The organism is Pseudomonas sp. MM213, assembly GCF_020423045.1.
Lineage (GTDB): Bacteria > Pseudomonadota > Gammaproteobacteria > Pseudomonadales > Pseudomonadaceae > Aquipseudomonas > Aquipseudomonas migulae.
Window position 1 is genome coordinate 1,372,524 of the sequence record NZ_CP081943.1, and the last position, 11,185, is coordinate 1,383,708.

An 11,185-nucleotide genomic window follows, 5' to 3' on the forward strand; every position below is an offset into this window, starting at 1 on the left:
GCGGCAGTATGCCATCGTGACGCGACGTCTACAGTGAAATGTCCAGCCGGGCGATCTTGCCCTGCTCGTTCAGGCGAAACATGTAGCGCAATTCCAGCGGACTGCCGGGAAACGTCCCGGAGATCAGGTTGTGCACCAGCACCTTGCCGGTGCGCTGTTGTACGTCGAGCACTTCGACCTTTGGCTGGTAACGCCGGGCGGTGTCTTGCATCCATTGGGCGATAGCCTGGGTGCCAATCCGGTGTTGACCTTCATCGAACACATTGGCGTCCTCAGCGAAAAAACTGGCGACCGTCGAGGTGTCGCGGGCATTGGCGGCAGCAATGTAAGCGGCGATGGCGGGCGCCAGTGCAGAGGCAGGATGGGACATGGTGACAGCTCCTTGTTGGTTGATTCTGACGCCATGCTAGAACACGCCTGTGTCAGTTCTTGTCAGGAGTGAAACGCCCGGCTTCATCCAGTTGCATCTGCTTGCGCCAGGTGCGCAGCAGGTCGCTGCGCCGCCCCGGATAACGCTCGCCCTGCTCGCTCGCCGCCGAAATCCGGTCGGTACGAAAAGTCCGATAGGCGCCGCGCAACTCACACCAGGCGACGATGATCCGCACTTCATTGAGAAACCCCAGCGCCAGCGGCCAGATCAGCCGCTGACTCGGCACTTGCTGTGCGTCCGCATAGTCGATGTGCAGCTTGGCCTGATCGCGAATCGCCTGGCGAAACGCATTCAGCGGCACGGCATTTGGCGCGAAGCCATAACCGGGCGGGCCCGGCATTACCGTCGGGTTGCGTAGTGCGTCCAGCGCTTCGGGCGCCAGCACCGCAGCAATCTTGGCCAGCGCATCGGCCGCCGCTTTGCTCAACACTTCATCGCCGCGCTGATCCACGTAACGCAGCCCCAGCACGATGGCTTCGGTTTCATCGGCATTGAGCATCAACGGCGGCAGGAACAAACCGCTGCGCAACACGTAACCGATCCCCGCCTCACCGTAGATCGGCGCGCCCAGTGCGGTGAGTTCCGCGATGTCGCGATAGAGCGTACGCTCGGAAATCTCAAGCTCGCTGGCGAGTGTCGCCGCCGTGACCGGACGACTTTTGCCGCGCAGCACTTGCAACAAGGTCAGTAAACGCGTGGTGCGAGACACAATCGGCAGGCTCTTTTCGGAAAGGATGTCGCAGATTAGCAGAGCCCCCTGTCAGAAAGTGGCAGTAACCACAGGCCCGTTTTGCCACTCATGAAAAAGCACCTTGACTGAATACATGACTAGCATCATCTTAAATACATGTCTTGCGACATTTATATTAATCCGCAGCGTCTTCCTTCAGGAGTCATCCCATGCATTACAAAGTGTTCGGCCGAAAAACCGGCTTGCGCGTTGCGGAACTGGCGCTGGGTGCCGGTAACTTTGGTACCGGTTGGGGTCATGGCGCCGAGCGCGATGAAGCCAAGCGCATCTTTGATGGCTACCTGGAGGCCGGCGGTAATTTCATCGACACCGCCAACGGCTATCAGGGTGGCCAGTCGGAAGCCATGCTCAGCGAATTCATCGCCGCTGAGCGCGATCGCCTGGTCATCGCCACCAAATACACGTTGGGGACTACGCCGGCCGCAGGCATTTCCTACACCGGCAACAACCGCAAGAACATGGTCCGCGCCGTGGAAGAAAGCCTGACACGGCTCAAGACCGACCACATCGACCTGTTCTGGGCGCACATGAGCGACGGTGTCACGCCCATGGAAGAAATCCTCCGTGGTTTTGATGATCTGGTGCGCGCCGGCAAGATTCATTATGCCGGGCTGTCGAACTTCCCGGCCTGGCGTATCGCCCGCGCCGATCTGCTGGCTGAAGTTCGCGGTTTTTCGCCGGTTGCCGCCATTCAGGTCGAGTACAGCCTCGCCGAGCGCACGGCCGAACGTGAACAACTGCCGATGGCCGAAGCGTTGGGGCTGGCCGCTACCTTATGGTCGCCGCTGGGTGGCGGGTTCCTGACCGGCAAATACCGCACCAACGACGAGAACAGCCGTGCCGCCAAACTGGGCATGCTGGTACACGCCGAGAAAAGTGCCCGCGAAACCGCCCTGCTCGACACCTTGCTCGCGGTCGCGGCGGAGCTGGACGCCAGCCCGACGCACGTGGCCATTGCCTGGCTGCGGGAAAAAGCCAAACGCTCGACCACGGCGCTGATTCCGATTCTGGGTTCGCGTACGCGTGAGCAGCTGGATGCGACGTTGGGCGCGTTGGATGTGCAGTTGAGTGCCGATCAGTTGTCGCGGCTGGATGGCATCAGCGAAGTGGCGAAGGGCGTGCCGCATGAATCCATTGCCGGTTCTTTTGCACGGTTCAGCGGGGGCGAAACCCTGGACCTGCCAATAATCCCGGTCGCCTGAAAAAGCTTCGCGGGCAAGTCGGATCGCCGCACCGCTCGCTCCTACAGGTCATGCTCTATGTAGGAGCGAGCGGTGCGGCGATCCGACTTGCCCGCGAAAGCGTCATCACGAACACCGCAAATCCGTACTACCGATCGACCTTATGCTTCGCCGCATACAAACACAGCATCTCCATCGCCAACGTCGCCGCCGCCAGTGAGGTAATGTCCGCGCTGTCGTAGGCCGGCGCCACTTCCACCACGTCCATCCCCACCAGATTGATCCCGCGCAAGCCGCCGAGGATTTCCAGCGCCTGTACCGTGCTCAAACCGCCACACACCGGTGTGCCGGTGCCGGGTGCAAACGCCGGGTCGAGGCAATCGATGTCGAACGTCAGGTACACCGGGTTGTCGCCGACCCGTGCGCGAATCGCTTCGACAATCGCGTCCACCCCACGCCGATGCACTTGCCGCGCATCCAGCACCTGAAAGCCCTGATGATCGTCATTGGTGGTGCGCAAGCCGATCTGCACCGAGCGCGACGGGTCCACCAGACCTTCCTTGGCCGCGTGCCAGAACATCGTGCCGTGATCGACGCGCTTGCCCTCTTCATCCGGCCAGGTGTCGCTGTGCGCGTCGAAGTGAATCAACGACAGCGCCCCATGTTTACGGGCATGCGCCTTGAGCAGCGGGTAACTGATGAAGTGATCGCCGCCGAACGTCAGCATCGCGCAACCGGCATTCAGAATATGCTCGGCGTGGGCTTCAATGCTTTCCGGCACCGAATGCGGCGAGCCGTAATCGAAGTCGCAATCTCCGTAGTCGATCACCGCCAGATGATCGAACGGGTCGAACGTCCATGGCCAATGCCGTTCCCAGGCGATCCCGGTGGACGCCGCACGAATGCCGCGCGGTCCGAAACGCGCGCCGGGACGGTTGCTGGTGGCGGTATCGAACGGCACGCCACTGACGGCCACATCGACACCGCGCAAGTCGCGGCTGTACCGGCGACGCATGAAACTGGTGATACCGGCGTAGGTACTTTCGGCGGCAGTCCCGTAGAGACTGTCGCGGGTCATGGCCTGATCGTTTTGCACTGGGACGTCCATCAGGTGCTCCTTCTTGTTTATTTATTGGCGGCTACGGAAAGTGGTCCACAAACGGGTGCGCTGACGCATGTCCTTGAGGCTCATGCTGCGGTCGGCGTACAACCGCTCGCGCACATCGGCGAGGGGGTAAATGTCAGGATCGCTGCGTACTGCCTCATCCACCAGCGGTGTGGCGGCCTGGTTGGCCGTGGCAAAGAACAGCGTGTTGGTCAGCGCCGCCACGGATTCGGGACGCAACATGAACTCGATAAAGGCGCGGGCGGCTTCGGGGTGCGGCGCGTCCTTGGGGATGGCCAGGTTGTCCTGCCAGACCAGCGTGCCTTCCTTGGGAATCCGGTACGCCACTTCATACGGTTTGTTGGCCTTGCGCGCCTGATCGGCGGCCATGCTCGCGTCACCGTTGTAGGTCAAGGCCAGGCAGACGCTGCCGTTGGCCAGGTCGTTGATTTGCCGGCCACTGGCGACGTACAGCACATTCGGCTGCAACTGATGCAACAACGCTTCGGCGGCTGACAGATCGGACTTGTCGGTGCTGTAGGGATCTTTACCGAGGTAGTGCAGCGCGAGGCCGATCACTTCCTGCGGCGAATCGATGATCGCCACGCCGCAATCTTTCAGCTTGCTGGCGTATTCGGGTTTGAACAGCAAGTCGAGGCTGTTGAGCGGCACATCCGGCAAACGCTTTTTCACCGCCTCCACATTCATCCCGAGTCCGAGCGTGCCCCAGGTGTACGGCACGCCATAGTGGTTGCCGGGATCGACCGCGGCGAGTTTTTCCAGCAAATCCGGATCGAGGTTGGCGTAGCCCTTGAGGCCTTCGTGGGGAATCGCCCTCAAGGCACCCGCCGCCAATCCGCGCGCCAGCACGCTGGACGACGGCACCACCACGTCATAGCCGCTGCCGCCGGTGAGCAACTTGGTTTCCAGGACTTCCGAGGAATCGAACGTGTCGTAGCGCACGTGAATGCCGGTTTCCTGCTCGAAGCGCTGCAAGGTTTCCGGGGCCACGTAATCGGCCCAACTGTAAAGATTGACGACCTTCTCCTCGGCATGGGCCGACACGGAGGCGGCAAGGAACAGCGCGGGTAAACACAGCTTGAATAGAGGAGCCATGACGAACACCTGACCAGAGGAAGTGGCCCCAGCATGCGTCGTCGGATACATTGGAAAAATACCAAGTCAGTTACCCTGACTTTATTGCGGAGTAATGTTTGATGCTCGGCCAGCTTCACGATGTGGATCTGCAATTGCTGCGCCTGTTCGTCAGCGTGGTGGAATGCGGCGGTTTCAGCGCAGCCCAGGGTGAACTGGGCCTGAGCCAGTCGAGCATCAGCCAGCAAATGGCCAGGCTTGAAACCCGGCTCGGCTATCGGCTGTGCAGTCGCGGCAAGGGTGGATTCAGGATCACCCCCAAAGGTGAACAACTGTTGACCGCGACACGCGGACTGTTCGAATCCATTGAAGCGTTCCGTCATCAATCCAATGGCGTGGCCGGTCGGCTGATCGGCGAAGTGCGCCTGGGGCTGTCCGAAGCCGTGGATCAATCCGTGCTGCAACGGGTAGCTGAGGCGATCCGGCGCTTTCGCGAACGCGATGAGTCGGTGCGCATCGAACTGATCAGCGCCATGCCCGGCGAGATGGAGCGCTTGCTGCTGCAACAACGGCTGGACCTGGCGATCGGCTATTTCTCACAGGTGCAGAGCGCGTTTGACTACCGCGAACTGTTCACGGAAACCCAGCACTTGTATTGCGCCGCCGGCCACCCGCTGTTCACCGACGAGGCGCCGGACGATCAAGCGTTGCAGGCGTGCGACCGGGTGGATCACCCTTACCGTTTTTTGCGCAGCGACGAGCCCTTTCAGGGCAAACGGTGCTCGGCGCGCTCGGAACAGGTCGAAGGCACCCTCGCCTTCATTTTGTCCGGCAAGCATGTCGGTTACCTGCCCAGCCACTTTGCCCGCAGTTGGGAAGACAAAGGATTGCTCAGGGCCGTGCGCCGCAGCGACATGAGTTTCGACGTGGCGTTCCATCTGGCCCGCCACCGTGCGCAGGTGCCGGAGGATGCGCAGAAAGCCTTTGAAGAGGATTTGCTCGCCGCGTTCGCCTGAACCACACCGCCAATCCCCTGTGGGAGCGAGCAGGCTCGCTCCTACAAGGGTTTTGTGTAAGTCGATGAATTTTCTGGCATCCTGCGCCTCCATTTTCTGACCCGGCCCGCCTTTCGGCACGCAAACCACCATGACCGCCTCTGAAAAAGCCCCTGCCCCGCGCCACAACGACCTGATCTACGGCCTCGACGACCGCCCTCATCTGACCGCCACCGTCTTCGCCGCCCTGCAACACGTACTCGCCAGCTTCGTCGGCATCATCACCCCGACCCTGATCATGGGCAGCGCCCTCGGCCTGCAAAGCGAAATCCCCTATCTGATCAGCATGGCGCTGTTTGTCTCGGGGTTGGGCACCTTCGTCCAGGCGCGCAAGTTCGGCCCGATCGGTTCCGGTTTGCTGTGTCTGCAAGGCACCAGTTTCTCGTTTATCAGCGTGATCCTCAGCGCCGGTTTCATGGTCAAGGCCCGCGGCGGCGGCACTGATGAAATCCTTTCGACAATCTTTGGCGTGTGCTTTTTCGCCGCGTTCATCGAAGTGGTGTTGAGCCAGTTCATCGGCAAACTGCGGATGCTGATCACGCCGGTGGTAACCGGGACGATCATCACGCTGATGGGGTTGTCGCTGATCAAAGTCGCCATGACCGACATCGCCGGCGGCTTCGGCGCGACGGATCTCGGCGCCGCCAGTCACCTCGCGTTGGCTGCGTTGGTGCTGGGCACCATCGTGGTGCTGAACCGTGTTGATGTGCCGTTCCTGCGCCTCGGCGCCATCGTGATCGGCCTGACCCTCGGTTATGTCGTGGCGTGGCTCATGGGCCACGTGGATTTCGCCAGCATGCCCGACGTACCGCTGATGAGCGTGCCGGTGCCGTTCAAGTACGGTTTCAACTTCGACTGGGTGGCGTTCGTGCCGGTGGCGGTGATTTTCCTCGTGTCGCCGCTGGAGGCGGCCGGTGACCTGACAGCCAACTCGATGATTTCCCGGCAGCCGGTCAAAGGCCCGATCTACATTCGCCGGATCAAATCCGGCCTGCTCGCCGACGGCCTCAACTCGGCCATGGCGGCAGTGTTCAACAGCATGCCGATGGTGACCTTCGCGCAGAACAACGGCGTGATTCAACTGACCGGCGTGGCCAGCCGCTACGTGGCGTTTTTCATTGCCGGCCTGCTGGTGGTGCTGGGGCTGTTCCCGATGATCGGCGCGGTGCTGCAACTGATGCCGAAACCGGTGCTCGGCGGCGCTGAACTGGTGATGTTCGGCACCGTTGCAGTGGCCGGGATCAAGATCCTCGCCGAAGCCGGCCTGCATCGGCGCAACATGCTGATCGTGGCGATTTCCCTCGGCATGGGCCTGGGTGTGGCGGCCGTGCCGGAGGTGTTGCGCGAGTTGCCCAAGGCGCTGCATAACATCTTTGAATCGCCGATTACCGTCGGCGCGTTGTGCGCTATCGTGCTGAACATCTTCCTGCCTGAGGAATTCATCGAGCTGGAAGAAGACGATTTCGATCCGGAAGCCTCGATCCTCCAGGTCATGGAAAACCCGGATGTCCCGGCCAAAGGCTAACCCGCCGTTCTGTAGGAGCCGGCTTGCCGGCGATGGCGGCCGTGAGACTTGCGTTGATTATTCGGCCGCCATCGCCAGCAAGCTGGCTCCTACAGGGGGTGGTGTGTCAGAGGAAGCGGACACCGGGTTTGGCCCGTTCATCCACGGTCAACTCGAACACGTCCGGTCGCGCGTAATGGCCGACGACGTCGTAGTCGTAACGCGCGCGGATCAGGTCGTGTGTGTCGATTTCGGCGGTGAGCAGGCCGCGCTCGCCGCGCAGCGGCCCGGCCAGAATGTCGCCCAGCGGCCCGACAATTACGCTGCCGCCGGCAATCAACGGTCGGTCTGCCGGCCAGTTGGCGATCTCCACGCCCAGGGCTTGCGGCGAGTCCTGAACCTGACAGGCACTGACCACAAAGCAGCGCCCTTCATGGGCGATGTGGCGCATGCTCACCTGCCACATCTCCCGCTCGTCCACCGTGGGTGCGCACCACACCTCCACACCCTTGGCGTACATGGCGGTGCGCAGCAGCGGCATCATGTTTTCCCAGCACACCACCGCGCCGATCCGCCCGACCTGGCTGTCGATCACCGGTAACGTCGAGCCATCACCCTTGCCCCAGATCAGCCGTTCGGTGCCCGTGGGCATCAGTTTTCGGTGTTTGGCGACCAGTCCGGCCTGCGGATCGAAATACAACGCGGTGCAATACAAGGTGCTGCCGGCGCGCTCAATGACGCCAATCACCAGATTGGCCCCGGTGCGCGCCGACAACCCGGCCAGCGCTTCGGTTTCTACGCCCGGGACGTCGATGGCGTTGGCGAAATACCGGGCAAATGCTTCTCGACCTTCCGGCAGTCGATAACCCAGTTGCGTGCCGAACCCCTCGCCTTTCGGGTAACCACCGAGCAACGCTTCGGGCATGACCACCAGCGCCGCGCCGGCTTCAAGGATGGCGTTTTCGTAAGAGAGGATTTGCTCCAGGGTCTCGGCCTTGCCGCCGGGCAGTGCGCCGATTTGCAGTGCAGCAACGATTGACTTGGGCATTGCAGTAACTCCATTCGAATCGGGTGTTGCTCATTCTCAGGCGCTACCGGATCATGAATAAAGCCCCGTTCGCTGCTGAATGATATGAACACCATGAATATCGCCACCGTCGATCTCAACCTGCTCAAAGTCTTCGAAGCCTTGCATGAAGAGTCCAGCGCCAGCCGTGCAGCGCTGCGTCTGGGCGTCACACAGTCGGCGGTCAGCGCGGCGTTGCGCCGACTGCGCGAGGTGTATGGCGATCAATTGTTTGTGCGCACCGGCCGAGGCCTGGCGCCGACGCTCAAGGCCAATCAGTTGAAACCGGTGGTCAGCGACGCGCTGAACAAATGCCGACAAAGCCTGGCGATGGTCGATCCGGCCGCCCATCACTATGAAGGCCGTTCGGTCACGGTGGGCATGTCGGATGATTTCGAAATTGCCTACGGCCGCCGCTTGATCGAAGAGATCGCCCGTTGCGCGCCGAAGTTACGGCTGATCTTCCGCCAGACCCACAGCCAGATCGTCGCCCACGCGTTGATGGAGCGCAGCATCGACCTGGCGATCACGGCCGGCGGGTTTGCCGAACGGTTGCTGAGTCGTCAGGTATTGGGGGAAGGCGATTATCTGTGTCTGGTTGACCCGAAGAGTCTGGCCGCGGGACAACAAACCATCGACCTTGAGGAGTTCGTCACCCGTGAACATATTCTGGTGTCATCGGGTGGTTTTATCGGGATCACCGACGAAGGGTTGGCCGCGTTGGGCCTGAGCCGGCGGGTATGCGCTTCGACCACGCATTTCGCAGCGTTACCGCATCTGCTCAAGGGCAGTCAGGCGGTGGCGACCATCCCGGCGCATGCCGCCCGAAGCATCGCCGCGCTCAGCGGGTTGACGCTGCTGCCCTGCCCGTTGGCATTGCCGCGTTACCCGATCGAACTGGGCTGGCGTACCAGCACGCAGCTCGATCCGGTGGTGTTGAAAGTGCGTGAGGCGATTGTCGCGATTTTTGCGTGAGGCCGGCCTTATTTGGCCGCCATCAACCGATTGACTTCACTGCGCACCATGTTGGCGAATTCCGGAGGCGACATGCCGTCGAGTTCGGAACGGACCCACTCGGCCCATTTGCCTTTGCGCTTGGCGCGTTCGCCGAACAAGCGTGCGGCCTCGCCTTTGGCTTTGCCCAGGTTGTTCTGCCAGAGTTCGAACAGACGGGATTTCTCGTCTTCAAGCGCTGCGCGCTCGGCAAGGGGTTTGTCGGCCAGATTGAAGCTCATGGGGAGTTACCTGCTGCGTAAATAGGCGACATCTTACACTGTAGGAAGAAATGTCCTGCGCAGGATTTTTCTACAGTAGGGCCTGCGCAGGTAAAATCGCTGCAACTTTTTCAATCGCCGCAGACTCCATTGTTCACTGCCCACTCACCTGCAAGGAGTATCCCAATGGCTCGGAAAACCGCCGCACAAGCCGCCGAAGACCAAATCAAGGATCAAGCGTTCAGCGAGCTTCAGGCGCTGATCGAAGAGTCGGAAAAATTGCTGAAAAGCAGTGCCTCGCTGGTCGGTGAGGAAGCGGACACGCTCCGTGGGCAAATCGCCCAGAAACTCCAGCAGGCGCGGGACTCGGTAACCCGCGTTCGTGACCGGACCCTGCCTGCGGTCGAAGCGACAGAAATCTATATCGGCGGTCATCCGTGGCAAACCGTGGCGATTTCCGCCGGTTTCGGTTTGGTTGTCGGGTTGTTGCTGGGCCGACGCTAACCGGCCGCGCCTTTGTCACGCTGACGTTGGCTAAACGCAATTTAATGTAGGAGCCGGCTTGCTGGCGATAGCGATCTCAAGGACGCCATCGCCAGCAAGCCGGCTCCTACACAGTCCGTGTTTCGACGTTAGAGTTCGGCCAACTCGGTTTCGAATTTAGAGACCAGCCAATTCGCGCAGATTCGCCAGCGTATCCGCATCCAGCTGAATACCATCAGCGTTGGACTTGGCGCGCTGATGATGGCGGCGATCACCCGGCAACCGTTTGAGCCCCACACCGTGCATCTGCCGCACCAGTTCCTGGCTGCGCTCAGCAAAACTCTGCCCGGCGGCCTTGCTCGGATCGATCACGATCAACAGTTGGCCGGTCCATGGCGTCTTGGCGCCAGGGTGGTTTTTCCAGTCGAATTCGAAGGAAAAATTGCCGCCGGTCAACGCCGCCGCCAACAGCTCCACCATCATCGACAACGCCGAACCTTTGTGCCCGCCAAACGGCAGCAACGCCCCACCCTCCAGAATCGCTTTCGGGTCCTGGGTCGGCTGACCGAGGCCGTCCACGCCCATGCCCGCGGGCAAGCGCTCACCCTTGCGTGCGGCGATCTGCACATCGCCATGGGCGATGGCGCTGGTGGCCAGGTCGAAGACTATCGGATCACCGTCCGCGCGCGGTGCGGCGAAGGCAATCGGGTTGGTACCGAACAGCGGGCGATCGGCGCCGTGCGGCACCACGCAGGTCATGCTGTTGACCACGCTCAACGCCACCAGCCCTTCATAGGCGAACGGCTCGACGTCCGGCCACAACGCCGCGAAGTGATGGGAATTGCGAATCGCCAACACCGCGATCCCGGCGCTGCGGGCCTTCTCTACCAGCAAGGAACGTGCGGCGGCGAGCGCCGGTTGGGCGAAGCCATTGCCGGCGTCGACCCGGACAAAACCCGACGCCACGTCTTCAACCACCGGCAAGGCCTGGCCATTGACCCAGCCGCTTTTCAGCGTCGACACGTAACCGGGAATGCGGAACACGCCATGACTGTGGGCGCCATCACGTTCGGCACCGGCGCAGTTGAGGGCCAGTGCCCTGGCGACTTCGGCGGAGGTGCCGTGACGAACGAAAATGCGTTCGAGCAAAAGGACGAGAGAATCAAAATCCAGGGTCGAGTTGGCCGAACTGACTGCCATTTCAGGCGAAGCGGTCATCTGAAGCTCCAGTGTTATTTTTAGAGGCGGGCGACAGGTCGATTAAGCGCTTTTTTACCGGCTTCCTGTCAAGTCTCTCGCGC

12 protein-coding genes are annotated in these 11,185 nt (G+C 61.3%); 5 read left to right on the forward strand and 7 right to left on the reverse strand.

The annotated features are described in order from the left end of the window. Window positions 1-28: 28 nt before the first annotated feature. Both K5R88_RS06110 and K5R88_RS06115 read right to left on the reverse strand, forming a co-directional pair. A complete protein-coding gene (locus tag K5R88_RS06110; RefSeq protein WP_008040238.1) occupies window positions 29-370 on the reverse strand; it encodes a nuclear transport factor 2 family protein in 342 nt (113 codons plus the stop codon). A 52-nt stretch (window positions 371-422) separates the two neighbouring features. Next, window positions 423-1,139 (reverse strand): helix-turn-helix transcriptional regulator, encoded by a 717-nt coding sequence (locus K5R88_RS06115; RefSeq protein WP_192227094.1) that lies wholly within the window; start codon window positions 1,137-1,139, stop codon window positions 423-425. Window positions 1,140-1,330: 191 nt separating this feature from the next. Between K5R88_RS06115 and K5R88_RS06120 the strand changes: the two genes are divergently transcribed. Beyond that, complete coding sequence (locus K5R88_RS06120; protein WP_226299437.1) at window positions 1,331-2,383, forward strand: aldo/keto reductase; 1,053 nt, start codon at window positions 1,331-1,333, stop codon at window positions 2,381-2,383. Window positions 2,384-2,510: 127 nt separating this feature from the next. On the opposite strand, the gene speB is transcribed toward K5R88_RS06120, so the two are convergent. Next, on the reverse strand, window positions 2,511-3,470 hold the full coding sequence (speB, locus tag K5R88_RS06125; RefSeq protein WP_192227092.1) for an agmatinase: 960 nt from the start codon (window positions 3,468-3,470) through the stop codon (window positions 2,511-2,513). A gap of 21 nt (window positions 3,471-3,491) precedes the next feature. Next, a complete protein-coding gene (locus K5R88_RS06130) occupies window positions 3,492-4,583 on the reverse strand; it encodes a polyamine ABC transporter substrate-binding protein (RefSeq protein ID WP_226299438.1) in 1,092 nt (363 codons plus the stop codon). Between the two features lie 101 nt (window positions 4,584-4,684). On the opposite strand from K5R88_RS06130, the gene K5R88_RS06135 reads away from it, so the two are divergent. Both K5R88_RS06135 and K5R88_RS06140 read left to right on the forward strand, forming a co-directional pair. After that, a complete protein-coding gene (locus tag K5R88_RS06135; protein ID WP_226299439.1) occupies window positions 4,685-5,578 on the forward strand; it encodes a LysR family transcriptional regulator in 894 nt (297 codons plus the stop codon). A gap of 130 nt (window positions 5,579-5,708) precedes the next feature. After that, entirely contained in the window at window positions 5,709-7,142 is a 1,434-nt protein-coding gene (locus K5R88_RS06140; RefSeq protein ID WP_226299440.1) for a nucleobase:cation symporter-2 family protein, read from the forward strand. A 106-nt stretch (window positions 7,143-7,248) separates the two neighbouring features. Here K5R88_RS06140 and K5R88_RS06145 read toward each other — a convergent pair whose 3' ends face one another. Beyond that, complete coding sequence (locus tag K5R88_RS06145) at window positions 7,249-8,169, reverse strand: carbon-nitrogen hydrolase family protein (protein ID WP_226299441.1); 921 nt, start codon at window positions 8,167-8,169, stop codon at window positions 7,249-7,251. An 84-nt stretch (window positions 8,170-8,253) separates the two neighbouring features. Here K5R88_RS06145 and K5R88_RS06150 point away from each other — a divergent pair, with 84 nt between their 5' ends. Beyond that, window positions 8,254-9,162, forward strand: coding sequence for a LysR family transcriptional regulator (locus K5R88_RS06150; protein WP_226299442.1), 909 nt, complete (start codon window positions 8,254-8,256; stop codon window positions 9,160-9,162). An 8-nt stretch (window positions 9,163-9,170) separates the two neighbouring features. Here the strand turns inward: K5R88_RS06150 and K5R88_RS06155 are convergent, their stop codons facing one another. After that, window positions 9,171-9,422: a hypothetical protein gene (locus K5R88_RS06155; RefSeq protein ID WP_007937833.1), complete on the reverse strand. Its 252-nt coding sequence runs from the start codon at window positions 9,420-9,422 to the stop codon at window positions 9,171-9,173. Between the two features lie 165 nt (window positions 9,423-9,587). Here K5R88_RS06155 and K5R88_RS06160 point away from each other — a divergent pair, with 165 nt between their 5' ends. Further along, window positions 9,588-9,905, forward strand: coding sequence for a DUF883 family protein (locus K5R88_RS06160; protein WP_192227086.1), 318 nt, complete (start codon window positions 9,588-9,590; stop codon window positions 9,903-9,905). Between the two features lie 156 nt (window positions 9,906-10,061). On the opposite strand, the gene K5R88_RS06165 is transcribed toward K5R88_RS06160, so the two are convergent. After that, entirely contained in the window at window positions 10,062-11,102 is a 1,041-nt protein-coding gene (locus K5R88_RS06165; RefSeq protein ID WP_226299443.1) for an Ldh family oxidoreductase, read from the reverse strand. Window positions 11,103-11,185 lie beyond the last annotated feature (83 nt).